At 70.1% G+C, this 25,927-nt stretch carries 19 protein-coding genes; 5 read left to right on the top strand and 14 right to left on the bottom strand.

The window, feature by feature from the left end; translation table 11 throughout:
• The first annotated feature begins 30 nt into the window (after positions 1–30).
• The 3 genes from ACQ9ZG_RS02970 to mltG all read left to right on the top strand — a co-directional run bounded on the left by ACQ9ZG_RS02970 (position 31) and on the right by mltG (position 3,779).
• A complete protein-coding gene (locus ACQ9ZG_RS02970; RefSeq protein ID WP_109916747.1) occupies positions 31–1,857 on the top strand; it encodes an ABC transporter ATP-binding protein in 1,827 nt (608 codons plus the stop codon).
• A gap of 66 nt (positions 1,858–1,923) precedes the next feature.
• The gene (locus ACQ9ZG_RS02965) at positions 1,924–2,532 is read left to right on the top strand and encodes a hypothetical protein (RefSeq protein WP_109916748.1); all 609 of its coding nucleotides are present in this window, start codon (positions 1,924–1,926) and stop codon (positions 2,530–2,532) included.
• Positions 2,533–2,921: 389 nt separating this feature from the next.
• Positions 2,922–3,779 (top strand): endolytic transglycosylase MltG, encoded by an 858-nt coding sequence (gene mltG, locus ACQ9ZG_RS02960; RefSeq protein WP_109916749.1) that lies wholly within the window; start codon positions 2,922–2,924, stop codon positions 3,777–3,779.
• A 152-nt stretch (positions 3,780–3,931) separates the two neighbouring features.
• Here the strand turns inward: mltG and ACQ9ZG_RS02955 are convergent, their stop codons facing one another.
• The gene (locus tag ACQ9ZG_RS02955) at positions 3,932–5,029 is read right to left on the bottom strand and encodes an NAD(P)-binding domain-containing protein (protein WP_499279823.1); all 1,098 of its coding nucleotides are present in this window, start codon (positions 5,027–5,029) and stop codon (positions 3,932–3,934) included.
• Positions 5,030–5,496: 467 nt separating this feature from the next.
• On the opposite strand from ACQ9ZG_RS02955, the gene ACQ9ZG_RS02950 reads away from it, so the two are divergent.
• Positions 5,497–5,922: a secondary thiamine-phosphate synthase enzyme YjbQ gene (locus tag ACQ9ZG_RS02950; protein ID WP_109916517.1), complete on the top strand. Its 426-nt coding sequence runs from the start codon at positions 5,497–5,499 to the stop codon at positions 5,920–5,922.
• A gap of 448 nt (positions 5,923–6,370) precedes the next feature.
• Here the strand turns inward: ACQ9ZG_RS02950 and ACQ9ZG_RS02945 are convergent, their stop codons facing one another.
• The 11 genes from ACQ9ZG_RS02945 to dnaK form a co-directional block, all read right to left on the bottom strand.
• The gene (locus ACQ9ZG_RS02945) at positions 6,371–8,542 is read right to left on the bottom strand and encodes an FUSC family protein (RefSeq protein ID WP_109916516.1); all 2,172 of its coding nucleotides are present in this window, start codon (positions 8,540–8,542) and stop codon (positions 6,371–6,373) included.
• Positions 8,543–8,687: 145 nt separating this feature from the next.
• Complete coding sequence (locus tag ACQ9ZG_RS02940; protein WP_109916515.1) at positions 8,688–9,809, bottom strand: hypothetical protein; 1,122 nt, start codon at positions 9,807–9,809, stop codon at positions 8,688–8,690.
• Between the two features lie 188 nt (positions 9,810–9,997).
• A complete protein-coding gene (gene uvrA / locus ACQ9ZG_RS02935; RefSeq protein WP_258312286.1) occupies positions 9,998–12,460 on the bottom strand; it encodes an excinuclease ABC subunit UvrA in 2,463 nt (820 codons plus the stop codon).
• 90 nt (positions 12,461–12,550) lie between these two features.
• The gene (locus ACQ9ZG_RS02930; RefSeq protein ID WP_109916513.1) at positions 12,551–14,311 is read right to left on the bottom strand and encodes an FAD-dependent oxidoreductase; all 1,761 of its coding nucleotides are present in this window, start codon (positions 14,309–14,311) and stop codon (positions 12,551–12,553) included.
• Positions 14,311–14,574: a UBP-type zinc finger domain-containing protein gene (locus tag ACQ9ZG_RS02925; protein WP_109916512.1), complete on the bottom strand. Its 264-nt coding sequence runs from the start codon at positions 14,572–14,574 to the stop codon at positions 14,311–14,313. The genes ACQ9ZG_RS02930 and ACQ9ZG_RS02925 overlap by 1 nt, the downstream gene beginning before the upstream one ends.
• A 70-nt stretch (positions 14,575–14,644) precedes the next feature.
• Positions 14,645–15,103 carry a thioredoxin gene (trxA, locus tag ACQ9ZG_RS02920; RefSeq protein ID WP_109916511.1) on the bottom strand — a complete coding sequence of 153 codons (459 nt, stop codon included), beginning with the start codon at positions 15,101–15,103 and terminating at the stop codon, positions 14,645–14,647.
• The gene (gene clpB, locus ACQ9ZG_RS02915) at positions 15,100–17,739 is read right to left on the bottom strand and encodes an ATP-dependent chaperone ClpB (protein WP_109916510.1); all 2,640 of its coding nucleotides are present in this window, start codon (positions 17,737–17,739) and stop codon (positions 15,100–15,102) included. Before clpB ends, trxA begins: the two co-directional genes overlap by 4 nt.
• Positions 17,730–18,140 (bottom strand): chaperone modulator CbpM, encoded by a 411-nt coding sequence (locus tag ACQ9ZG_RS02910; protein ID WP_109916509.1) that lies wholly within the window; start codon positions 18,138–18,140, stop codon positions 17,730–17,732. Before ACQ9ZG_RS02910 ends, clpB begins: the two co-directional genes overlap by 10 nt.
• Positions 18,137–19,090, bottom strand: a complete 954-nt coding sequence (locus ACQ9ZG_RS02905; protein ID WP_109916508.1) for a DnaJ C-terminal domain-containing protein — start codon at positions 19,088–19,090, stop codon at positions 18,137–18,139. The genes ACQ9ZG_RS02910 and ACQ9ZG_RS02905 overlap by 4 nt, the downstream gene beginning before the upstream one ends.
• Before the next feature lie 6 nt (positions 19,091–19,096).
• On the bottom strand, positions 19,097–19,702 hold the full coding sequence (locus ACQ9ZG_RS02900) for a nucleotide exchange factor GrpE (protein WP_109916507.1): 606 nt from the start codon (positions 19,700–19,702) through the stop codon (positions 19,097–19,099).
• Between the two features lie 7 nt (positions 19,703–19,709).
• Positions 19,710–21,605 (bottom strand): molecular chaperone DnaK, encoded by a 1,896-nt coding sequence (gene dnaK, locus ACQ9ZG_RS02895; RefSeq protein ID WP_109916506.1) that lies wholly within the window; start codon positions 21,603–21,605, stop codon positions 19,710–19,712.
• Between the two features lie 601 nt (positions 21,606–22,206).
• Between dnaK and ACQ9ZG_RS02890 the strand changes: the two genes are divergently transcribed.
• Positions 22,207–23,778: a PucR family transcriptional regulator gene (locus tag ACQ9ZG_RS02890; protein WP_258312288.1), complete on the top strand. Its 1,572-nt coding sequence runs from the start codon at positions 22,207–22,209 to the stop codon at positions 23,776–23,778.
• A gap of 126 nt (positions 23,779–23,904) precedes the next feature.
• Here the strand turns inward: ACQ9ZG_RS02890 and ACQ9ZG_RS02885 are convergent, their stop codons facing one another.
• Together ACQ9ZG_RS02885 and ACQ9ZG_RS02880 are read right to left on the bottom strand one after the other, a co-directional pair.
• Entirely contained in the window at positions 23,905–25,017 is a 1,113-nt protein-coding gene (locus tag ACQ9ZG_RS02885) for an acetate/propionate family kinase (RefSeq protein WP_181398313.1), read from the bottom strand.
• 228 nt (positions 25,018–25,245) lie between these two features.
• A complete protein-coding gene (locus tag ACQ9ZG_RS02880) occupies positions 25,246–25,554 on the bottom strand; it encodes a putative quinol monooxygenase (RefSeq protein ID WP_109916504.1) in 309 nt (102 codons plus the stop codon).
• Between the last annotated feature and the right edge of the window lie 373 nt (positions 25,555–25,927).

The following is a 25,927-nucleotide window of genomic DNA, read 5'->3' as shown; positions in this document are numbered from 1 at the left end:
GGCCGTTCCTCATGCCCACCGAAGGAGCCCATGAAGCCCGACGAACCCACGTGGTCACCTCCACCCGACGCCCGGCCGCTCTCCGACCGGGCGCCCGGTGAGGTGCGACGCATCCTCCGCCTCTTCCACCCCTATCGCGGCCGGCTCGCCGTGGTCGGGCTGCTGGTCGGTGCCTCCTCCCTGGTGTCGGTCGCCTCCCCGTTCCTGCTGCGGGAGATCCTGGACACCGCCATCCCCCAGGGGCGGACGGGACTACTGACGCTGCTCGCGCTCGGCATGATCCTCACCGCCGTGCTGAACAGCGTCTTCGGCGTCCTGCAGACCCTGATCTCGACCACCGTCGGCCAGCGCGTCATGCACGACCTGCGCACCGCCGTCTACACCCAGCTCCAGCGGATGCCGCTCGCCTTCTTCACCCGGACCCGCACGGGCGAGGTCCAGTCCCGTATCGCCAACGACATCGGCGGTATGCAGGCGACGGTCACCTCCACCGCGACCTCGCTCGTCTCCAACCTCACCGCCGTCATCGCCACCGTCGTCGCCATGCTCGCGCTCGACTGGCGGCTCACCGTCGTCTCGCTGCTCCTGCTGCCGGTGTTCGTCGCGATCAGCCGCCGCGTCGGCCGGGAGCGGAAGCGGATCACCACCCAGCGCCAGAGACAGATGGCCGCCATGGCCGCCACGGTGACCGAGTCCCTCTCGGTCAGCGGCATCCTCCTCGGCCGCACGATGGGCCGCTCCGACTCCCTCACCAAGGGGTTCGGCGAGGAGTCCGAGCGCCTGGTCGACCTGGAGGTGCGCTCCAGCATGGCGGGCCGCTGGCGGATGTCGATCATCGGCATCGTCATGGCCGCCATGCCCGCCGTCATCTACTGGGTCGCCGGACTCACGGCACAGCCGGGCTCCACCGCCGTCTCCCTCGGCACGCTGGTCGCCTTCGTCACGCTCCAGCAGGGTCTCTTCCGCCCCGCGGTGAGCCTGCTCTCCACCGGTGTGCAGATGCAGACCTCCCTCGCCCTCTTCCAGCGGATCTTCGAGTACCTGGACCTCGAGGTGGACATCACCGAGCCGGAGAACCCCGTCCGCCCGCCCCGGATCCGCGGCGAGATCGCCTTCGAGAACGTCGACTTCAGCTACGACGGCCAGGACGGCAAGGGAACCCCCACCCTCCGGGGCATCGACGTGACCGTGCCCGCGGGCACCAGCCTCGCCGTCGTCGGCCCCACCGGCTCCGGCAAGTCCACGCTGAGCTATCTCGTCCCGCGCCTCTACGACGTCACCGGCGGCCGTGTCACGCTCGACGGGGTCGACGTCCGCGACCTGGACTTCGACACACTGGCCCGGGCGGTCGGCGTCGTCTCCCAGGAGACCTACCTCTTCCACGCCTCCGTCGCCGACAACCTCCGCTTCGCCAAGCCGGAGGCCACCGACGAGGAGATCGAGGCCGCGGCCCGCGCCGCGCAGATCCACGACCACATCGCCTCCCTGCCCGACGGGTACGACACCCTCGTCGGAGAGCGCGGCTACCGCTTCTCGGGCGGCGAGAAGCAGCGCCTCGCCATCGCCCGCACCATCCTCCGCGACCCGCCGGTGCTGATCCTCGACGAGGCGACCAGCGCCCTCGACACCCGTACGGAACACGCTGTGCAGGAAGCGATCGACGCACTCTCCGAAGGCCGCACCACCCTCACCATCGCGCACCGCCTCTCCACCGTCCGCGAGGCCGACCAGATCGTCGTCCTGGACGGCGGGCGCATAGCCGAGCGCGGCACCCACGAGGAGCTGCTCGACCGGGACGGCCGCTACGCCGCGCTGGTCCGCCGCGACTCGCACCAGGCCCCGGTCCCGGCGCCCTGAGACGCCCAGCCGGTAGCCGCACCCCGACGGCACCGCCCCACCGCCCGTACGGCATGATCGCCGCGCATGAGCGCTCTCCTCGGGGTCGGACTCCCCGGCTTCCGGACCGTGGACACCCACGCCTGGCTGAACGACCACGGCGATGTGCTGTCCCTGCACTTCTTCGACCTGGTGCCGGACCTGCCGGCCGCCCTGGACGACGGCCCGGCCCTGCGCCACGGCCTGACCCGCTTCACGGCGGAGGCGGGCGGCGGGCTCATCGAGGCCTCGGTGAAGCGGCTCGACGGAGTGCCCGCCCTCCGCCAGATACTCAAGCTGCCACTCCCGGGGCAGCCCAGCGGCCAGGCCTTCATCGGCAGTTTCACCGTGCCGCGCGCCACCTGCAGCACGGTGGTGAAGATCCAGGCGGCCGAGCGCGGCATGACCGGGATGCGGGAGGCGGTGGTGATGGCCAGGACCGGCCCCGAGCAGTACTTCCGGCCCCATCCGTACGCCCCCGAGGTCCGGGGCGGGCTGCCCTTCCACGCGGCGGACCACGACCGGTGGGACGCGGACTTCCCGGACCACCCGCTCACCCGGGTCCGCCGGACCCTCGAAGCGCTCGCGGAGGCAGTGACGGTGGCCCCCGGGTTCGCCGCCCTGCCGCCCTTCACGGGCCCGGCCACGGCTCCGTAGCGGCGCCCACGCGGATACGCAGCGGCGCCGCCGCTCCCGTGGGACGGGGAGCGACGGCGCCGGGCGGAGCGATGGTCAGACGAGCCAACCCACGAAGTGGACGATGCCGGCCAGCAGGTTGGTCAGGAAGTTCATCTGGTCTTTCTCCTTGTGCGTGATGCATGTGTGGGACGTGCGCAGTAGCGGTCTGCAGCCCGTTGACTGCGCTCTGCAATCATCCCGCCCCGGACGGGTGAAGAGCGACGAATCCGGTGACGATCACGCGTTCCAGCGAACACCCGATCCCTTGTTCGTGTGTTCTGGTGGTGCGGTACGGCGTTCGTGTCGCCCGAGCCGACGCCGCAGCCGGGCTACCGGCCCGGGCGAGTGCACCGGGTTAACGTGCCCGCATGGTGAACGAGTCCCCGGACGCCCGTCCCCGTCGCAGACTCCGCCCGACCCGCCGCGGAAAGATCGTCCTGGTCGTCGCCGCGCTGCTCGTCGTGTCGGCCGCCGTCCTGCTCCCGCTCTCCCTGCTCGGCTCCGACGAGAAGGAGAAGAAGCAGGAGCCCCCGCGGGCCACCCTGGTGATCCCGGAGGGCTGGCGCGCCTCACAGGTGTACGAGGCCGTCGACCGGGCGCTCGGCCTGAAGCCCGGCTCCACGGACAGGACCGCGACGACGGTGGACCTGGAACTGCCCGAGCAGGCCGAGGGCAATCCCGAGGGGTACCTCTTCCCGGCCACGTATCCCATCGACTCGGCCACCACCCCCACCAGCCTCCTGCGCTACATGGCGGACACCGCCCGCAAGCGGTTCGGGGCCGACCACATCACCGCCGGAGCGCAGCGCAACAACGTCACCGTCTACGAGACGGCCACCATCGCCAGCATCGTCCAGGCCGAGGCCGACACCGCGTCCGACATGGGCAAGGTCGCCCGGGTCATCTACAACCGGATGCTCAAGGACATGCCGCTGCAGATGGACTCCACCATCAACTACGCCCTCAAGCGCTCCACCCTGGACACCACGACCGCCGACACCCAGCTGGACAGCCCGTACAACAGCTATGTGCGCAAGGGGCTGCCGCCGACGCCCATCGGCAACCCGGGGGAGGAGGCCCTGAGCGCCGCCATCAGCCCCACGCCCGGCCCCTGGCTGTATTTCGTCACGGTCGCCCCCGGGGACACCCGCTTCACCGACAGCTACGACGAGCAGCAGCGAAACGTCGAGGAGTTCAACCGCAACCGCCGAGCGGCCACGGGCTGACCGCCCCTGCCCGCAGGAGCGGTCTTCACCAGCCCCCGCCGTCACCCGGCCCCCGGCCCCCGCACCCGCCCACGGCCCCTGCCCCAACACTCGCCACACGGCCACCTCGGCCCCCGCCCTCGCACATGGCCGCTCCGGTCCCCGCCGCCCCGTCACACCGCCACGCCGGCCGTCTCCTCCGCACGCCGTCGTCCACCGACCCCCTCCAGCAGCCGCAGCACCGAGCGCACGGCGGCGCGCCCGGCCCGGTTGGCGCCGATGGTGCTGGCGGACGGCCCGTACCCGACGAGATGGACGCGTCCGTCCCGTACGGCACGGGTGTTCTCGGCCCGGATGCCCCCGCCCGGCTCGCGCAGCTTCAGCGGGGCCAGATGGTCCACGGCGGGCCGGAAGCCGGTCGCCCAGAGGATCACGTCCGCCTCCACCGCACGGCCGTCGTCCCAGGCCACCCCGGTCGGCGTGATCCGGTCGAACATCGGCAGCCGGTCGAGCACCCCCTGCTCCCGGGCGCGCCGCACCGCGTCGTTGACCGGCAGCCCGGTCACGCTCACCACGCTCTGCGGCGGAAGCCCCTTGCGTACCCGCTCGTCCACCATCGCGACGGCGGCCCGTCCCCACTCCTCGGTGAACGGCCCGTCGCGGAAGACCGGTTCGCGCCGGGTCACCCAGAAGGTCTCGGCGGCGTACTCCGCGATCTCCATCAGATGCTGTGTACCCGAGGCCCCGCCCCCGACCACCACGACCCGAAGCCCCGCGAACTCCTCCGGCCCCGGATAGTTCGCCGTGTGCAGCTGCCGCCCGCGGAACGTCTCCTGACCGGGGTAGCGCGGCCAGAACGGCCGGTCCCAGGTGCCGGTCGCGTTGATGAGCGCACGCGGGGCGTACGCCCCCTCGGACGTCTCCACGAGCAGCCGCCCGCCGCTTCCCTCGCGTACGGAGCGCACCTCGACGGGCCGGTGGACCCGCAGGTCGAAGCGGTCCTCGTACGCCGTGAAGTACTCACCGATCACCTTGGACGAGGGCCGGTCGGGGTCCGCGCCGGTCAGCTCCATGCCCGGCAGCGCGTGCATCCCGTGGACCTTGCCGTACGTCAACGAGGGCCAGCGGAACTGCCAGGCGCCGCCCGGCCGGGGCGCGTGGTCCAGGACGACGAAGTCCCGGTCCGGCTCCAGACCGACGCGGCGCAGATGGTGGGCGGCGGAGAGCCCCGCCTGCCCGGCGCCGATCACGACCACGTCCAGCTCGCGCACCCCATGAATGTTCACGTTTCTACTAACTAGCGGGGCGCCCGGGATCTTCCCGAGCGCCCCATCCCGGGCTTCGGCGGCCTCCGGCGGCATCCCAGAGTGCGGCGCCTCCCCGGGGACGTCTCAGGGTGCAGCGGCCTCCGGGGACGTCCAAGGCTTCAGCGGCCTCCGGCGATCAGCAGCCTGGCCCGTAGCACGGACGCCGGGACGATTGGCTCCGGGCCGGGTGGCGTAGGGATGCCGGGACCGGACGGAAGGCGCGTCAACAGGGACGCGAGGGACGCTGAGGGAACGTCAGCAGCCGCGACGACACGCGGCGGATGCCACCCGCAGCAGGTAGATGTGACCGCGCGAGCCGAGCAGAGCTGATCGGAACAGGGCGCTGAACGCAGGCATCCGTTCAGGAGACGGTCAGCGGCGTCCCGGAGCGTGAACGTGGCATCCCGCGCCCCGGAAGGGACGATGGAGCCATGCCTGATTCCTTCACCACCACTGTCCTCAACATCACCACGGGTACGGCGGAGACCGTCATGGACCTGACCCGGGAGTGCGAGGAGTTCCTCTCCCGCTCGGCCTCCGGCCGCGACGGCCTCCTCAACATCTTCGTCCCCCACGCCACGGCGGGCATCGCCGTCCTGGAGACGGGCGCGGGCAGCGACGACGACCTCCTGACCGCCCTCCACCACCTGCTCCCGGCGGACGACCGCTGGCAGCACCGCCACGGCAGCCCGGGCCACGGCCGCGACCACGTACTCCCCGCCCTCGTACCGCCTCACGCGACCCTGCCGGTGATCGGGGGCCGGCTGGAACTGGGGACCTGGCAGTCGGTCTGCCTGGTGGATACTAATCGCGATAATGCAAACCGTCAGGTCCGTCTGAGCTTCCTCGGTCAGTGAGCTGCTCTGGCGCGACTGTAGAGGGAACATCCGGCCGTACCAACTGGGTAGCCCCAGTGGGCGCCAGGTGAGCGTGTGACATCTGATAGCAGATTCTGCGTCTGCTGGTGGTACGCGACTCGCGTGGTTACCGACCTGCGGAAACGGTCGTGATACGACCGCATTGCAGGCGGCTGAGCCGCGTATGGCCCGGATCTTGGGCAGAGGACAGTGGGCCCTGACAGACAGCCCGTGACGCTGGCGAGCCGGCACACAAGGGAGGCGCGGGCCGACAGGTCTTCACAAAGAAGACCTCGGTCTGAAGGGTTACGACAGAGGAACTCGTCAGGGCTTGGATCGCGGCGCGGGCAACCCACCGACTGATCGCTGCGTCGCGCTCCCTCATCTTGGCCATCTGTCGAACCAGGCGGACCCCGGAAGCGGGGCGCCTGCCTGCTGCGCCAGGTGGTCATCCACCCCGGTGAGCGGGTTCCGAACCATCGCCTTGAGCCTCCACCGCTTCCCGCACGCGCTGGTCCTCGCGCAGGGAGCCGACATCGCGCTCCAAGGGGGTGCGGCTCACTGCTGTCGCCAGGTTCTCCAGGGCGTGCTTCTGCAAGTCTGCCTCGCTCCGTAGCGCTGGGCTCCGGCCACCGGCTTCTTCCCATGTCCGGAGGGCCTTCTCCACGCGTGCCCAGTCCGGGTCCCTGTGCTCGCGCACATCGGCCGCCGCCTGCTCCATGTCCGATTCCAGGGCTTCGGCCAAGGCCTCCACTTCGGGAGTCGAAGGGTTGTCGTCGTGCGGGACGCGGCTCTCCATGAGCGTCGCTGCTCTGTCGAAACCTTCGAGCGCCTCCTGAGCGTCCTTCGCCTCTTGCGCGGTCAGGCCCCTGGGGCGGACCGGTTCCTGTTGTGCCCGGTCATAAGCCTCCTGCCAGGCGGCGCGGGCTCTTCTGCTCCTCAGTTGGGCGCTGCGCATGTCGGCACGGCGTTCCGCGGTCGGTGCCGCGAAGTGGCGGAGCACGGCCGCCGCGTGGCGGCCGTCGGCGGCAAGCCAGTCCGCCAGCCGCTCCCGTAGCCGGGGCGTCTCCCACGCGGGAAAGACCGCGTAGGCCAGCATGGCCAGGGCTCCGCCCAGCAGAGTGAGGGTCATCCGCTCCGGAACCGTCTGTTGCCATGCCTGGCCGCCCATGCCGAGCAGGAAGACGACGTAGGCGGCGGTGAAGCACTGGGAGTAGGCGTAGCCCGTACGGATCAGGGTGTACGACAGGCCCGCCGAGACCACCGCCAGCGCACCGGAGAGACGGGCGTCCGGGCCCAGGGCCTCCACGGCCCCGGTGGCGAGCGCGACACCCACCAGAGTCCCGGCGAGACGGGCGACCGCACGCGCGTACGTCCGGTGGAAGTCCGGGCGCATCACCATGACCGAGGCGATGGGCGCCCAGTAGCCGTGCCCCAGGGGCAGCTGTGCGGCGATGAGGTAGCCGAGCGTGGCCACCGCCGCCAACCGAACGGCATGCCGGAAGACGGGCGAGTCGCGTCGGAGCTCACGGCGGACGGCCCGTGCGACGACCGGAACAAGCCGGAACAGGGTCGGGCGCTCCAGGAACTCGACGCGTGCGCCTCCGTGGCGCACGGGCGGCCTTCTGCGAGCGTTGCCGCACTCCGCGATCTCCAGCGCCTCGCCGAGCAGTTGCCTGAGTCTTTCGGCGGCCTGCCTCGCCGGACCTTCGAGCACCTCGTGCTCCGCGTCTGCCCGCAGGAGCTCCGAGGTTCTCGGCGGTACCTCGACGGGGGTGCCTCGCCGGATCGACCGGGCGGCCGCATCCAGCACCTCAGCGGCCGCGTCGAGCAGTTCCCGTGCGCGGTCCCGCCCGGGTCCCTCGGCCGGGGCGCCGATGTGGGGGTCGGCCAGCGCGGTGATGGCCGGCACCATGCGTTCGGCAACTCCTCGCGGACCGTGCAGGGCGACGGGGCGCGTGCGAGCCTGGGACGGCGTCACGGCCGCCGCGTCCCGGGCTGTCATCAAGGGCTCGGGGTCGAACCCGGCCGTCGGGTCGTGCCGGAGCCGGCGGGCGTAGTCCGCCACGGCGGCCAGAGCGTCGGCGAGCGCGTCCCGATGCGCCCCCCATCGGCGGATCGGGAACAGCAGGATCAGCGCTGCCTGCACCGCACCGCCGAGCGCGATGATCCCGGCGTGCTCCAGGGCCCGTCCGGTGCTCGTGGGCAGGGTGATGGTCACCAGCATGCTGCCGACGGTCGTCGCCGCGACGATCCCAGCGGTCGATCCGACGGCCCACGCGAGCCCCGCCCCGAAGGTCCACAGGGCCAGCAGCGGAAGGAACGTCACGAGGTGCCCCGCCGCCAGGTACCCCGCCAGGGTGCTGAGCGCCAGCCCCGCGCCCGCGCCGAGCGCGATCACCTTGCGGGGGCGCCAAGCGCGCTGGAAGGTGGCCCCACCCGCGGAGAAGGCGCCGAGGGCGGCGGATGCGGCGTACGCGGGGGAGCCGAGCCACAGCGCCGGCCCGACGAGGAGTGCCACACCGACGGCCGCGCGCAGAGCGAGCAGGGGCTCCAGGCGCGTCTCCTCGATGCTGAGCCCGGATCGGAGGACGTCCCTCAGGGCTCGCGGCCACGTCACGGGCGCAGGCCCGGCCGGAAGGCCGCTTCAGCTCGCGTCGGCCGGATCGCCGGAGCCACCATCATGTTCATCTCACCATCGCCGAGGAGAGGGGCGGGACAGGCCGTGTGCCGTCGCCACCGGTGCGTGTGCATCGTGCCTGCGGCTAGCCATCGTGCTCGCCCTGGAGCATGTGGCGACGTTCCTGTTCGCGCTTGGAATAGGCCGCTGCTCGGATCGCCTCGTCGCTCTCCAGCCCCGACCCCAGCGCGCCGCCCACTGTGGCAATCGAAGCCACGAACCATGACAGCGTGCAGTAGTTCTGCGCGTTCAACGGATGCCGGGTCGCGGAGGCGAACACGTGGCCGTTGAGCACGAAAAGCGCCCACACGAAGCTGACGACCATCAGGCCGACGTAGCAGACGGCTGCCCCGATGCTCACGGTCACCAGGGTCGACGTGTTGTAGAGAACCGATCGCTGCCTCGCCTCCGGCGATCCTTCCGTTGTGCGATGCCACAGGTTCGCGTCCACGATCAGCCAGCCGATCATGAGCCCGACGGAACCGACCGTGGCGACGACGAGGCGTGGCGTACCCAGGGAGGTGGCCAGGCTCCAGACGGTGTCGTCCACCGTGGCGATGGCTCCCGTGGCGAGTGCGGCGGCCAGGGCTTTGGACAGGCCCGGCACCAGCCGCCACGGCCGGTTGGCGCGGACCATGCCGACGAGCAATTTGACGTAGCCGCGCGGGCCGTCGGCGACGTAGCGCAGATCGGCGAGCTCCTCCTCGTCGACAGGGCCCGGGCGGATGGGCGCGAGGCGGCCGGCGAAGGGGCCGAGCGGCGGTCGGCGATAGGCAGCTCGCTCACATCCGGGGGACCGCGAAGCGGCCAGGCTGAGCACGGCTTCCTCCACGACCCGCCGTGCCTTTCCCTGCAACCGCCAGCCCCCCAGGGACGGAAGGGAAAGCAACGCCGTCCCGTGTTCGTGGCTCAAATCCACCACGAGCCTTCGCCTGTGCGAGTGCAGCGGAAGGTCGGTGAGGGCCACGACGATGTCCCAGTTCTCCGCACGTCCGTCCTCCACGATCCGGCGCATCAACGTGGACGGGTCCTCGGCGTCCGCGGTGAAGGGCCTGCTGAGCACCTCGACAGCGAACCGTCTCTGCCGGCCGGACTTCTCGGCGAGCCGGGCGGGAAGGGTCCGTGCCAGGCGCTTCGCGACCATGGTCGGCGCGTCCGGGTCCGCGAGGAGAACGACCACCGTGACGACCTGCGACGACGCTTGCATGACTGCATCCTTCTCGTTGTCCGTCCCCGCGACCGCAAATGCCCACAGAATGCCTCCGGTGTGGCGTCGGCCATGCGATGACACGCTGGCCCCGGCCGGCCGGTACGGGCGGAGCGGCCGGATTTCCGTCGTTCTGCCCGTACGGGGCCTGCTCTCCGTGACGGGTGATCAGCCCTCTCGGACCATCGTCAGGAGCGCGCGAGCCGGGCCGCGAGATAGGGCGCGGTGGCGCTACGGCGGGCCTTCGCGACCTCGGCCGGCGGGCCCGCCGCGACCACCCGCCCGCCCGCATCGCCGCCGCCCGGCCCGAGATCGATGACCCAGTCGGCGGTGGTGATCGTGTCCAGGTCGTGCTCGACGAGGACGACCGTGTTGCCCGCGTCGACGAGGCGGTGCAGCTGGCGCAGCAGCAGTGCGATGTCCGAGGGGTGCAGGCCCGCTGTCGGTTCGTCGAGCAGGTAGAGCGCGTGGCCGCGGCGGGCCCGCTGCAGTTCGGTGGCCAGTTTGATGCGTTGTGCCTCACCGCCGCTGAGCTCTGTGGCGGGCTGCCCCAGGCGCAGGTACCCCAGTCCCACCTCGCGCAACGTCTCCAGACTGCGGGCGGCGGGCGGGACGGCGGAAAGGAACTCGGCGGCGTCGTCGACGGACAGCGCCAGTACGTCCGCGATGTTCTTGCCCCGGTAGGTGACTTCCAGCGTTTCGGCGTTGTACCGGGCGCCCTGGCAGGTCGGGCAGGGGGCGTAGGTCCCGGGCAGGAAGAGCAGTTCCACCGCGACGAATCCTTCGCCCTGGCAGGTCTCGCACCGCCCTTCGGGCACGTTGAAGGAGAACCGGCCGGCCGTGTAGCCGCGCGCCCTGGCCTCGTCCGTCGCCGCGTACAGCTTGCGCACCGCGTCGAACATCCCCGTGTACGTGGCCAGATTGGACCGAGGAGTACGCCCGATGGGCCGTTGGTCGACCCGGACCAGCCGGTCGAACGACTCGACCCCCGACGCGTCCTGAACGTCCACCTCCAGCCGCGCCTCGTCAAGATCCTCGGGCCCGAGTCCGAGGTGGCCTCGCACGACCTCGGCGAGCACCTGCGTGACCAGCGTCGATTTTCCGGAACCGGACACACCCGTCACCGCCGTCAGTACGCACAGCGGTACGTCCACGGACACGTCACGCAGATTGTGGCGGGACACGCCGCTCAGGTGCAGCCAGCCGTGCGGAGTGCGCGGCCGGTGTTCGAGCGGCTCGGCACGCCCGAACAGATACCGGCTCGTGGCCGACTCCTCCACCTGCTCAAAACCGGCGACGGGGCCGCTGTACAGCACGCGCCCGCCGCCCTCACCGGCGCCGGGGCCGATGTCGACCACCCAGTCCGCCCGCCGTACGACGTCCATGTCGTGCTCCACGACGAACAGCGAGTTGCCCGCTGCCTTGAGGCGCTCCAGCACGTCCAGCAGCGGTTCCGCGTCAGCCGGGTGCAGACCCGCGGAGGGTTCGTCGAGGACGTAGACGACGCCGAACAGCCCCGAGCGCAGTTGTGTGGCGATCCGCAGGCGCTGCGCCTCGCCGGGCGACAGGGTCGTCGAGCGGCGCCCGAGGCTGAGGTATCCCAGGCCCAGGTCGAGCAGTACGGCGACCCGCGCGACCAGATCGCCGCAGATCCGGACCGCGACCTCGGTCGTCTCCCCGGACCGGGCGGTGGAAGTGGTGGCGTCGGGCTCGGACCGCCGTGCGACGGGCCGCAGCAGCGCCGCGACCTCGGAGAGCGGCATCGCGTTGACTTCGGCGATGGAACGTCCGGCGAAGGTCACGGCGAGCGCCTCGGGCCGCAGTCCGCTGCCGTGGCACTCGGGGCAGGGCACGCTCCTGACGAACCGGAGCGCCCGTTCGCGCATCTTCTCGCTTTTGGAGTCGGCAAGGACGTGCATGATGTGCTTGCGGGCGCTCCAGAACTTGCCCTGGTAGCCGTAGTCGACGCGGTCCTCCTCCGGCTCGATGTAGACGGAGGGCTGCTCGTCCGTGTACAGCAGCCAGTCCCGGTCCTTCTTCTTGAGCCTGCGCCACGGTCGGTCGATGTCGATCCCCAGGCCATGGACGATGCTGCGCAGGTTGGCCCCCTGCCAGGCGCCCGGCCAGGCGGCGATCGCACCCTCGCGGATGCTCAGCGAGGGGTCCGGGACGAGGAGGTCCTCGGTGACATCGTGGACGACCCCGAGTCCGTGGCATTCCGGGCAGGCCCCGGCAGGGGTGTTCGGTGAGAACGAATCGGCGTCCAGTCGTGCGGCCCCTGCCGGATAGGTGCCGGCGCGGGAGTACAGCATGCGCAGCAGATTGGACAGGGTGGTGATGGTGCCGACCGTCGATCGCGAACTGGGCGCCCCACGGCGCTGCTGCAGGGCCACCGCCGGTGGCAGTCCGGTGATTTCCTGCACGTGCGGTGCACCGACCTGCTGCAACAGCCTCCGGACGTACGGTGCCACGGACTCGAAGTAGCGCCGCTGTGCCTCGGCGTAGAGCGTGCCGAACGCGAGCGAGGACTTGCCGGACCCGGAGACGCCCGTGAAGGCGACCATCGCGTCCCGCGGAAGATCGACATCGATGTTCCGCAAGTTGTTCTCACTGGCGCCCCGGACCTGCACGAAGGGGTTGATCGCGTCCATGTCCACCCTTCCTGAGTACCTGATCGCGCGGGGAACCGCGCGACGGGAGCCGGCGAGCGGTTTCCTTTCCGACCCTGCGGGGGCCAAGGATCAGCGCCATGGTGCGGACCGGTCCGCCTCCGGTCGAGGCCTCTCCGGACCTGTGGTGCCGCCGCGGACGAGGTTGCCGGCATTCTCCCGGTACTCGTGTACGAGGCGAATCGCCATGGCGCCTTCACCGGTGGCCGAGGCAACTCGTTTGACCGAGCCGCTCCTCACGTCACCGGCTGCGAAGACCCCGGGAAGGCTGGTCTCCAGCAGCATGGGACCACGGCCGAGCGAGTCCCACCGGGTCGCGTCGGCAGCGGCCCGGGCGTCGGCCCCCGTCAGGACGAAGCCCTTCTCGTCCAGGGCGAGGGCTCCCCTCAGCCATTCCGTGCGCGGGCGGGCGCCGATGAACACGAACAGCGCGGTGGCCCGCAGCGGGCGGCGCTCACCGCGGATGTTGTCCTCGATGCTCAGCGACTCCAGTTTGTCCTTCCCGGAGGCAGCCCGGACTTCGGTGTTGAGGAGCACCTCGATCTTCGGGTGACGTTCGACCTGGTCCACCAGGTAACGGGACATGTCCGCGTTGAGATCGCCGCCCCGCACGAGGAGGTGGACTCCGGACGCGTGCTGCGCCAGGAACAGCGCCGCCTGGCCCGCTGAGTTGCCCCCGCCGACCACCGCGACCGGGTCCGCCTCGCAGAGACTCGCCTCGTGCACGGTCGCCGCGTAGTAGACGCTGATGCCCTCCAGACGGTCGACGCCGGGCACCTGGAGCCTCCGGTACCGGACACCCGATGCGAGCACCACGGCGCCCGCCCGGACGTGGGACCCGTCCGTGAAGGAGACCACGTACGCGTCGTCCTGCGGGACGAGACGGTCGGCCTGGGCGGACACCATGAGACGGGCACCGAACTTGTGGGCCTGGAGCACCGCGCGTTCGGTGAGCTCTCCTCCGGAGATGCCCGAGGGGAAGCCGAGGTAGTTCTCGATGCGGGAGGAGGTGCCCGCCTGCCCTCCGGTGGCCACGGCGTCGACGGAGATCGTGGTGAGACCGTCGGAGGCGCCGTAGACGGCCGCGGCGAGTCCGGCGGGGCCCGCGCCGACCACCATCACGTCGCACTGGGAGGCCTTCACCGTGGGGGCGGGCAGCCCGATGAGTTCCGCGAGTTCGGCGTTGCTCGGATTGCGGAGCAGCCGCTCGCCCTTCCACAGGACGACCGGAGTCTCTTCGGGACGGATGGAGAACCGGCGCAGCAGCGCCTCAGCCTCCCCGTCCCTCTCCAGATCCAGCCAGCGGTGGGGGAGCCGGTTGCGGGCGGCGAACTCCCGCAGCCGCCGTGTGTCCCGCGAGTAGCAGGATCCCAGGATGCGAAAACCCGCGCCGAGGCCGATGAGGAGATACCGGCGGCCCAGGTAAGCCCGGAGGATCAGGTCACCGAGTACGGGGTCGCGGCCGATCAAGGTGCGCTGGCGCTCCACCGGCACGGCGAGGATCTCGCCGGCCTCACGGACCACCGCCGTGTCGAAGGCGGCCTGCCCCTCAAGCATCCCCAGCTCACCCAGGAACCTTCCGGACCCGTGCAGTGCCACCGTGCGCTCGTCCGGACCGCCATGGTCCTGGAGGATCTCGACGGTGCCGCCGAGGATCGCGAGGAACTCGCGGAACGGCTCTCCCTCCCGGTACAGCACCTCACCTTCCGTGGTCCTGCGACGCTCGCCGTGCGCGGTCAGGTTCTGAAGCTGTTCCGGTGTGAGGCGGGGGAACGCTCCGTACCGGTCCGGTGTCTCACGGACCGCACCGTTCTCGTGCTGAGCGGCACTCATCAGACCAGAGCCTCGTGAACGTAGCACCAGCGCCAGTCCTCGCCCGGTTGGAGGGACTGGACGATGGGGTGTCCGGTACTGCCCGCGTGTCGTCGAGCGTGTTTGAGGGGTGAGGAATCGCAGCAGCCGACGTGCCCGCAGGTGAGGCAGAGGCGCAGGTGCACCCACGGGGAGTGCTCCTTGAGGCACTCCTCGCAGCCCTGCGGGGTGCGCGGTGTGACGGGCCGCACCATGGCCAGGTGCGGATCCGGAATCGTGGCCATGACGTTCTCCTCCCATGCAGTGCGCCACCGCGAGGTTCGGGGAGCCCTCGTGGCAGCCGGGCACAGCGACTCACTGGCCCGCGGTGGCCTGCCGGCCTTCCAGGGCTTGTTCGACCCAATGCCGCAGGACATGGGCCGGTGCCGCACCGGCCTGTCGGGCGACCGTCTCGCCGTGGTCCCGGACGAGCAGCGTGGGCACTGCCTGGACCTCGAACCGCTGACTGAGTACCGGGTTCCTGTCGATGTCGACCTTGACGAGCTTGATCCGTCCGGCGAGGTCGCGGGCGACCTGTTCGAGGGCGGGGCTGACCATGCGGCAGGGGCCGCACCAGGTGGCCCAGAGGTCCACGACGACAGGTTGGACGGCGTTGTCGGCGACTTCGGCGAAGTCGCCGTCACCCGCGTCGACGACCCAGGGGAGCGGCTGCTTGCAGTGGCCGCATCTGGGGCGCCCCTCGGCGGCAACGGGAATACGGTTGTCGCGCCCGCAGTGCGGGCAGGCCACCGTCGTTGTCCGTGTGGTGTTCACGCCGCCCTCGCTTCCCGGACCTCTTCCGGCCGGTCGTAGGTGACCACCAGCTCTCCGTGTTCGGCGTCGACACGGACGGTCGCGCCGTCCTGCACGTCACCCCGCAGAAGAGCACGTCCGACCAGCGTCTCCACCTCGTGGGAGATGTACCGCCGCAGCGGCCTGGCCCCGTACACCGGGTCGTAGCCCTGGTGGGAAATCACTTCTCGCGCCGCATCGGTGAGTTCTACGTCGATGCGGCGTTCCGCCAGCCGTTGCCGCAGTTCGTCGAACTGCAGCTCCACGATCCGTTCGATCTGCCGCTCGCCCAGCGGCTTGAACAGCACGATGTCGTCGACGCGGTTGAGGAACTCCGGGCGGAAGTGCCCGCGCAGCTCGCCCATCACCAGCGCGCGGGCGTCGGGCTTGATCTCACCCTCGGCGGTGGCACCGTCGAGGAGGTGCTCGGAGCCGATGTTGGACGTCATGACGATCACGGTGTTGCGGAAGTCGACGGTGCGGCCCTGGGCATCGGTGATGCGGCCGTCATCGAGGATCTGCAGCAGAGTGTTGAAGACGTCGCTGTGCGCCTTCTCGATCTCGTCGAACAGGACGACCGAGTACGGCTTGCGGCGTACGGCCTCGGTGAGCTGGCCGCCTTCCTCGTAGCCGACGTATCCGGGCGGTGCGCCCATGAGCCTGCTGACGGTGTGCCGCTCCTGGTACTCACTCATGTCGAGGCGGACCATGTTGTCCTCGGAGTCGAACAGCGCCCGGGCGAGAGTCTTGGTCAGCTCGGTCTTTCCGACGCCGGTGGGGCCGAGGAAGATGAACGAACCGATGGGGCGGCGAGGGTCACGGATGCCGGAGCGGGCGCGGATGATGGCGTCGGCGACGAGCCTGACGGCCTCGTCCTGGCCGACGACGCGCTCGCGGAGGATCTCGTCGAGGCGCAGCAGCTTGTCGCGCTCGCCTTCCTGCAGGCGGGCGACCGGGATACCCGTCCAGGCGGCGACGATCTCCGCGATCTCCTCTTCGGTGACCACCTCGCGCAGCAGACGGTTCTGTCCCTGCCGGGTGGCCAGTTGCTCCTCCTCCGCCGCGAGTCGCCGCTCCAGGTCCTGGAGTCGGCCGTACCGCAGTTCGGCGGCACGGTTGAGGTCGTAGGCGCGCTCGGCCTCCTCCGCCTCGTGGCGGACCTGCTCCAGTTCCTGGCGAAGTTCCTGCACCCGCCGGATCGCCTGCCGTTCGGCCTCCCACTGGGCGTGCTTGGCGTCGGCCTCACCGCGCAGGTCGGCCAGTTCCTTGCGCAGCTCCTCCAGGCGGGCCTGGCTCGCGGGGTCCGATTCCTTGGAGAGAGCGGCTTCCTCGATCTCCATGCGGGTGACGCGTCGGGTGATCTCGTCGAGTTCGGCCGGCATGGAATCGATCTCGGTACGCAACCGGGCGCAGGCCTCGTCGACGAGGTCGATGGCCTTGTCGGGCAGGAACCGATCCGTGATGTAGCGGTGGCTGAGGGTGGCTGCGGACACGAGCGCGTTGTCCTGGATCTTGACGCCGTGGAAGACCTCCAGACGCTCACGCAGTCCGCGCAGGATGGAGATGGTGTCCTCGACGCCGGGCTCGTCGACCAGGACCTGCTGGAAACGCCGTTCCAGCGCGGCGTCCTTCTCGATGTGTTTGCGGTACTCGTCGAGAGTGGTGGCGCCGATCATGTGCAGTTCACCGCGGGCGAGCATCGGCTTGAGCATGTTCCCCGCGTCCATGGCCCCTTCTGCGGCGCCCGCACCGACGACGGTGTGCAGTTCGTCGACGAAGAGCAGGATTCCGCCCTGTGCCGCCTTGACCTCGCTGAGCACGGCCTTGAGGCGTTCCTCGAACTCGCCCCGGTACTTGGCGCCGGCGACCAGGGACCCCATGTCGAGGGCGAACACGATCTTGTCGCGAAGCCCCTCGGGGACGTCGCCGCGGACGATGCGCTGGGCGAGACCCTCGATGATGGCGGTCTTGCCGACACCGGGGTCTCCGATGAGGACCGGGTTGTTCTTGGACTTCCGGCTCAGGATCTGGGTGACGCGGCGGATCTCGGCGTCCCGGCCGATGACCGGGTCGAGCCTGCCCTCCTTGGCCTCGGCGACGAGATCGCGGCCGTACTTCTCCAGCGCCTCATAGGCCACTTCGGGGTTGGCGGAGGTGACCCGCTGATTGCCGCGGACCTGGGTCAGTGCGCCCAGGAACGAGTCCCTGGTGATCCCTGCCCGGTTGAGCAGACGTCCAGCGGCTGTTGACGCCCCCTCCTCGGCCAGGGCGAGCAGGAGGTGCTCCACGGACACGTACTCGTCCTTGAGCCGTTTGGCCTCCCGTTCAGCGGCGTCGAGCAGGCCGGCGAGGCGCTGCGTGACAAAGACCTGGCCGGGTGCCGCGCCGGGGCCGGTGACCTTCGGGCGGCGGGAGAGTTCCTCGCGAACGGCCGCGCGCAGTTCCGCCGCATCGCTTCCGGCCTGCTGCAGAAGGCGTGGGATCAGACCGTCCTCCTGATCGACGAGTGCGAGCAGCAGGTGTTCTCCGTCCACTTCGGTATGCCCCATGCGGCCGGCCGCGGACTGGGCCTCCTGGAGGGCTTCCTGGGATTTCTGTGTGAGACGGTTCATGTCCATGGGGGTGTATCACTCCTCGTGCCGCGGCCGCGCAGGGCGGTTTCGAGCAGGCTGATGCGGTCGAGCAGGTCGAGCACCAGTCCGATGGATGCGTAGTTGAGGCAGAGTCCGGAGCGCAGCCGCTGGACGCGGGCAAGTACCGCTGGGGCGTCGCGGTCGAAAACCAGGCGGCCGACGGCATCGCGTTCGGCGTCGACAAGCCCGAGGGCGACGAACCGGCGGACCAGATCCGGATGGAGACGCGATCGGCGGGCGACGGCCTCCAGGGAAAGTCCCGGGACGGGAACGAGTGCGTAGCGGACAGTCGTCGGAGCCGTGGCGGGGTGGGCGACGGGCTGAACCGGGCGGTCGCCGGGACCGGACCGGGCGGTGCCCGCCGCTCCCGTGGGTCGGTCGGTCATCGCGTCCTCCTGGGGTCGAACGAGGAGGCCGCGGCCAGCTCCTCGAACAGTTCGCGCTCCCGGTCACCCAGGGTGGGCGGCACCACGATGCGGAGCTCGGCGTACAGGTCGCCGTTCGCACCACGCGGGTTCGGCATGCCCTCGCCGCGCAACCGCAGCCGACGGCCGCTGGACGAGCCGGCGGGCACGGTGACCTTGGCCGTACCACCGCCGGGGGTGGGCACCGGCACGGTCGCGCCCAGGGCCGCCTCCCACGGGGCCACCGGGACCTGCACATGGACATTGCGGCCGTCCAGCCGGAATGGGGAATGGGACTGGATGCGCACCCGGAGGTGCAGGTCGCCCGCGGGTGCGGCACCACTGCCCCGCCCGCCTTCCCCCGCCAGCCGGATGCGCTGCCCGTCGGTGACGCCAGGCGGGACTTCGACCTCGTAGCGCCGCGGCTCACCGGTGGGCCCGGCGAGTGTGACGGTACGGCGGCCACCCCTGTACGCCTCTTCGACGGTGAGCGGCAGTTCGGCCTCCTGGTCGGCTCCCGGTACGCCCGCGGAGCCGGCACCTGCGCCGAAGAGGGACCCGAGCAGGTCCTCGATGTTCACATCCCCGGCCGAGAAGTCCTCGCCGAAGCCGGTGGTGTACCGGGCGCGGGGGCCGCCTGCGCCGGTGGTCCGCCGAGTACGGAATCCGCCGCCCGCTCCGGCCGCGACCCGTTCGTCGTAGTCCTCGGGGATCTTGCGGAAGTCCTCGCCGAAGCGGTCGTAGCGTGCCCGGGTCTTCGGATCGGACAGAACGCTGTACGCCTCGTTGAGGTCCTTGAAGCGTTCCTCGGCCGACGGATCCTTGTTGACGTCGGGATGGTGTCTGCGGGCGAGCTTGCGGTAGGCCTGCTGGATCTCGTCCTGGCTCGCGGTCCGCGACACTCCCAGCACATCGTAGAAGTCCCGTGCCATGGCCGGTCACTCCCGCTTCGCGACAGTCACGGCGGCGGGCCTGAGCTGCCGATCGCCGTCGCCGTAGCCCGGGCGCAGCACCTGCACGACGGTGCCCGGCTCGATGTCGGGGTCATCGACCACGCTGACCACCTCGTGGTGGGCCGGGTCGAAGGCCACTCCGGTCTCCGCATGCCGCGGGTAGCCGAGCCGTTCGAGGACGCCCACCGCTTGGTCGCGGACTGTCCGGACGCCCTCCACGACCGCACCTGAGTCGGCGTCGGCGTGGGACAGGGCGAGTTCGAGGTTGTCCAGGACGGGCAGGAAGGCGGCGGCCGTACGCGAACGCTCGACCATCCGCTCCCGCTCCAGTTCCCTCGCGTGACGCTTGCGCAGGTTGTCGAGATCGGCGAGGGCGCGCCGCCAGCGGTCCTCCAACTCCCGCACCGCGGCTGCGTGCTCGTCCGCCGCGGAGGCGGGGCCGACCGCCTCGGGTCGCGTTTCGTCCGCCGTCGCTTGCGGCCGGGGAAGCGGGCCGGGTTGGTGCGGCTCCTCGCCAGGAGGGCTTACGGCCTCCTTCGGAGCCGGGCCGGCCGAGCCTGCCCGGTCAGGTTCTTCGGGGTGGGAGGTCATGGCGGCCTCAACCCTTGTCGAACTCGGCGTCGATGACGTCGTCGTCGCTGCCACCGCTCGGGGGAGCATCGGCGGACGCACCCTGACCCGGGTCGCCCGTGGCGGCGGCACCCGGCTGGGCAGCCAGTCCGGCGAGAATCTGCTGGAGTTCGCTGGCCAGTGGCCGCACGCGCTCCACGCCGGCCTCTTCCTTGACCGCCGCCCGGGCATCGGAGATGAGCATCTCGGCCCGGGCCCTCTCGTGCGCGGGGGCCGCGTCGCCCAGTTCGGCCAGGCGCTTCTCGACCTGGTACGCGGCAGCGTCGAGCTCGTTGCGGGCGTCCACGGCTTCGCGAAGCTCCCGGTCCTGGCCCTGATTGCGCTCGGCCTCCTGCACCATGCGCTCGACCTCACCGCGGTCCAGGTTGGAGCTCTCGCTGATGGTGATGCCTTGTTCCTTGCCGGTGTCCCCGTCGCGCGCCGTGACATTGAGGATGCCGTTGGCGTCGATGTCGAAGGTGACCTCGATCTGCGGTTCGCCTCGCGGCGCCGGCCGGATGTCGGTGAGCTGGAACCGGCCGAGCACGCGGTTGTCGGCGGCACGCTCGCGCTCACCCTGGAGAACCACCACATCAACGGCCGGCTGGTTGTCGTCGGCGGTCGAGAACGTCTCCGTACGCCGCACCGGGATGGTGGTGTTCCGCTCGATGATCTTCGTCATGACTCCGCCGCGCGTTTCGACGCCCAGGGACAGGGGCGTGACGTCGAGCAGCAGGACGTCCTTCACCTCACCCTTGAGCACTCCGGCCTGAATCGCGGCGCCCAGGGCCACGACTTCGTCGGGGTTGACGCTCATGTTGGGGTCCTTGCCGCCGGTCAGCCGTCGGACCAGGGCCTGCACGGCAGGTATCCGGGTGGAGCCGCCCACGAGGATGACCTCGTCGATGTCGCTCTCGCCGACCTTGGCGTCGGCCATGGCCTGCTTGACCGGCTCCAGGCACCGCTCCACCAGGTCGCCGGTGATCTGTTCGAACGTGGAGCGCATGACGGATTCGGTGAGGTGTTTGGGGCCCGAGGCGTCGGCGGTGATGAACGGAAGGCTGACCTGCGTCTGGGTGACGGAGCTGAGTTCGGTCTTGGCCTTCTCCGCCGCCTCGAACAGTCGTTGAAGTGCCTGCGGGTCGTTCCGCAGGTCGATGCCGTTCTCCTTCTGGAAGCCGTCCGCGAGATGGTCCACCAGGCGCCGGTCGAAGTCGTCGCCGCCCAGGTGGCTGTCCCCGGCGGTGGAACGCACCTCCACCACGCCGTCGCCGACGTCGAGGATGCTCACGTCGAAGGTGCCGCCACCCAGGTCGAAGACGAGGACGGTCTCGTGCTCCTTCTTGTCCATGCCGTACGCGAGAGCGGCCGCTGTCGGCTCGTTGATGATCCGCAGCACCTCCAGCCCCGCTATCCGGCCGGCATCCTTGGTTGCGGTTCGCTGGGCGTCGTTGAAGTAGGCGGGCACCGTGATGACCGCCTCCGTGACACGCTCGCCCAGCTGCTTGGAGGCGTCGTCGGCGAGTTTGCGCAGCACCTGTGCGCTGATCTCCTCCGGCGCGTACAGCTTGTCGCGCACCTCGAAGCGGGCCGCCCCGCCGTCTCCCTCGACGACGTCGTACGCCACAGCTTTCGCCTCGTCGGAGATCTCGTCGAAGTGCCGGCCTATGAACCGCTTGGCCGAGTAGATGGTTCCTTTGGGATTCAGGATCGCCTGGCGCCGGGCCATCTGGCCCACGATGCGCTCCCCGGTGTCGGTGAAGGCCACCACCGACGGTGTCGTCCGGTTGCCCTCGGTATTGGGAACCACGGACGGTTCGCCGCCCTCCCACGCGGCGATCACCGAGTTGGTGGTGCCGAGGTCTATGCCCACTGCCCTGGCCATGAGGAACTCCTCCCGGTGCTGCGGCCTGCGCCGATTACCGGTTCGCTTTCGTTCACCAACGGGGAAGACCTCCGCGGAGGGCCGTGCGCACCCCGGGGTTCTCACACCCGGGCTCCTGTACCCGGACCGAACGGACCCGAGCTGGGCTACCGACCCGTAGCGTCGCTCTGCTTCGGATTCCGCTACTTCTGGCGACGTGTACGCGGAGGCTTCCGAACGCTCCCAGCATGTCGAGCCGATTCGCCCCGCGCCTGCGCCTGGCGGGACGAAAACGGATGGGCCCACTCGCCCTGCACGTACTAAGGTGAGATTACGGACATTACGTACGGAGTGGCCTCGCGGGCAGTGACCCGGAACCGCGCTTGTCCGGCCCTCCGACAGCTCGGGATTGGTACCCATGGGGAAGCGCCGGCCGCACAACCTGAACGGCCACTCCTACGAGAAGGGCAGCCGGTCAGCCGTCGGCCACAGCCGACCGGCCGCAACTGGTCCGAGAGAGCCGCGAGCGCTTCCCTCCGGCGGCCGCTCACTCCAGGAACTGACGGTGTTGCTCCGCGACCTTTTCGCCACCTGGGACGAAAGCAGGATTCTGCGCCTGGCCATGGACCACGTTGCCGCCGCCGGGCCTTATACCGCCGAGGCGGGATACCTGCTCGAAGCGGGCGGCGAGCTGGTCCCCAGTGCGGGGAACCGCCAGGATCACGCCCTCATGGTGCAGCCGAAGGTACGGGACCTGGCGGGGCGGGACGGCTCTGTAGCCGTACCCGGCAGGCGCGGCGGTCAGGCCTTGGCGCTGCGCGGAATCGAGGGCCTGCACGGATACCTCGTGGTGACGTCCCGCTCCCGGCCGACCGGAACCGAGCGGTTTCTGCTCGCCACACTCATCCGGCACACGGCTGCCGCGCTGTCGGTCGCCTTCGCGCACCGCTGCCGCCGGGAGGAGGCAGCGGAGCTGCACGTCCTCAGGCAGGAACGTGCCTCACTCCAAAGGCAGCTGGTCACCGTCGTGGGGGAGTTGGCGTACCGGCAGGCTGTACGTGGGCTTACGGCCGACGTCGCAGCCTCGGGCGGTGACGAGGAGGCCGTCACCCGCGCTCTCCACGGGCTGACGGGGCTTCCCGCACTGGTCGAGGACCGCTTCGGCCGACTGAGGTCCTGGGCGGGCCCCAGTCGGCCCGACCCCTATCCGGAGCCGGATCCCGTGCGCCAGAACGCACTGCTCATCGCAGCCGCCCGGGAGGCGGGGCCGACGAGGATCGGGGGCCGGCTGATCGCTCTCGTGCGCCCGCACGGCGAGATCCTCGGCATGCTGGCTCTGATCGATCCCCGGGACGAGGCGGACGAGCACGCGGTGCTCGCGTTGGAGCAGGCCGTCATGTCGCTCGCCCCGGAGCTGGCACACCTGCGCAACCAGGCCGAAGTCGAACTGAGGCTGCACCGCGAGCTGGCCGACGACCTCCTGGCAGGAACGGACGAGGCCAGCGCATACGCCAGGTCCGAGGCCGTCGGGCACGATCTGCAGCGCAGCCACTACGTCGTCGTGGTGCGGTGGTCGGACCGGGTTGCGGACGACTCCTTCGCGCAGGCCGTGGGCAGGGCGGCCTCCGCCGTGGGCATGCGCTCGCTGTTGACCCGAGGGGCCGAGAACGTGGTCCTTCTCGCCGATGACAGACCGCACGCCGGAGCGCTGTACGAGGCACTAGCTCTGGACACGGGGGCACCGTCCGGGAGCATCGGGGTGAGCGCGCGGTGCGATTCCCCCGACGACTTCCCGCAGCACTATCAGGAGGCGCAGCGCGCCCTGGAAGTGCTGCGCCACTCCCGCAAGCAATACGGGATGATGTTCTTCGACCAACTCGGCCTCTATCGAATCCTCGGCCCCGGGACCAACCTCCGGGAGCTGGAGGCCTTCGTCCGCGAATGGCTCGGGCAGCTCATCGATTACGACGCGAGAAACCGTTCGACCATGACGGAGACCCTGGCCCGGTACTTCGACTGTGGCGGCAACTACGACGAAACGGCCGCCTCTCTCTCCATCCACCGCAGCACACTGCGCTACCGGCTCCAGCGCATCCGCGAGATCAGCGGCAAGGAACTCGCCGACGTCGAGGACCGGCTCAACCTTCAGGTGGCGACGCGCGTATGGAAGATCGTCCTGGGCGGATCCGGCTGATGGATCACACCGGAGCACACCGGCGGCAGACCTCAACCGCTCCGGTGAGCGGGAAGCCGGCCAGGAGCGGGTGAACATGAGAATGACTACTCATATGGCCCTGGTCGCGCTGCGCCTCGGCTCGTCTCAGCCGCGATCCAGAAGAGCCCGGGTCTCGACGTCGATCTGCTGGGCTTCTCCCGTGGGGATGACCACGACGGGAACACGGGCGCCGGGCTCACTGACGATCTCGGGGCGTTGGGCGACCAGTGGTCGCAGGCCGCCCGTGAGGCCGAACACGGACAGGCCGGCGCACACCTCCTCACGGACCTCGGGCTGATCCTCACCGATCTCGCCGGTGAAGACGAGAGCGTCCAGACGGCTCAGGGATGCGGCCATCCCGGCGATACCGCGTCGGCACTGATGGGTGAAGACGTCCAGGGCGAGTGCGGCACGCTCGTCGTCTGCCGTCCGGTTGCGGACCAGGTCCCGCGTGTCGCCCGATGTGCCGGACAGGGCGAGCAGACCGGACCTCTGATTCAGAATGTCCTCGATCTCGACTGCCGGCAGATTCTTCCGTGTGAGCAGCCAGATCAGGGCGCCGGGGTCGATGCTGCCGCTGCGACGACTCATCACCAGCCCCTCCAAGGGCGTGAAGCCCATCGTCGTGTCCACACTGCGCCCGTCGCGCACCGCGCAAGCGGAGCAGCCACCGCCGAGATGCACCATCACCAGGTGCAGCCGCTCGGGGCGGCGGCCGAGGAGTTCAGACGTCCGGGCCAGCGCCCAGGCGTAGGAGAGCCCGTGGAAGCCGTAGCGGCGCAGTCCGTACGTCTCGCGCCAATCGGCAGGTACCGCGTACTCCCTTGCCGCGGCGATCAGGCCGGAGTGGAAGACGGTGTCGAAACAGGCGACATGGGGAACTCCCGCCAGCAGATCCCGGGCCGCGTCCACCACGGTCAGTGCTTGCGGCACGTGCAGGGGCGCGAGCTCTGCTACGTGGGCCAAGCGGGCGCGCACAGCGTCGTCCAGCAGAGTATGGCTGCGCAGCTCCGGCCCCCCGTGGACGATACGGTGCCCCGCAGCCCCGGGAGGCGGCCCTTCACTCAGCAACTGCAGCAGCGCCTGGGTCGCCCCTTTACCCGGCGGGGACTCACTGTGGTGTTCGTTGAGGACCTGACCACCGTCGCCGAAGATCGTCAGACGCAGACTCGATGACCCGGCGTCAGTCACCAGCACCGGACTGGTTCGTGTATGCACACTCCGATCCTCTCCCTCGTTCCGCGAGCATCCTCGAGAGTCAATTCATGACTGTCGCGATGGGCTTTCACGCTCCGGCACCGGGCATCCGACTGGTCACCGCGGAGAACAGGACGGTCCGTCGAAGGGGCCTTTCGGACCAGCGGAGCCTGCTTCGAGCTGCGCGCTCTTGGAGCCTCGGCCCCGCCCGGGAAGTGACGCGTCGCCCTGGTCCGTCCCCACCAGGTCTTAAGCGGGCTGCTTCTCCACGATCACATCGATCAGCTCGATCGTGGGTTCCTCGAAGAGCTCACCCGTTCTCTCACCGAGCGCTTGCGCGACCGCGCCCGATAGGTGTGCTTGGCGCCCGTCGTCGTCGGGGAAGGCATCGAAGATCCCGAACGACGAGGGTCCGAACTGGATTCCGAACCACCTCACGGTCCCGGGCTCTCCCTCAACGATTGACAGCCCCTGACTCAGGAAGTCGCGGACGTCGTCCTCCCTGCCGGGGAGGGCTTGAAGCCGTACCAGGACTGCTTTGCTGACCTGCGTAGCCATCTGAGGGTCTCCTTCGCTTCCGCTTGCCCGGTTCGCGTAGTCGCAGCATTTGAGCCACCGGCGCGCGGCTCGGGCAGCCGTCCGCAATGGCGTCATCGCCATGTCATGGCTGGCCCCCTCCCTTCCCCTCCCGGCCCCTGGCCGAGGTGTTGGATCGCACCCCAAGGAATTCCTGGGACCCTTCAACCCTCACCCGGTGTCCTCCCGCCTGCAAATGCAGCCCACAGGCGAAACACCTGATTCATGGACCGAGTGGGATTTGTGATGGAAAATTCCACGGCGTTCTGGCATGTCGCCGTCACACGAGAAGGCTCCCTGATGGAATTCCCGGCTCGGGCAACAGGCAGCCCGCCGTCGATCCAACGGTTCGATG

Source organism: Streptomyces araujoniae, assembly GCF_050871195.1.
In the GTDB taxonomy this organism is placed as follows: domain Bacteria; phylum Actinomycetota; class Actinomycetes; order Streptomycetales; family Streptomycetaceae; genus Streptomyces; species Streptomyces bacillaris.
The sequence above is the reverse complement of the archived record's forward strand: the minus strand, read 5'-3'. Positions and strand labels throughout refer to the sequence as shown.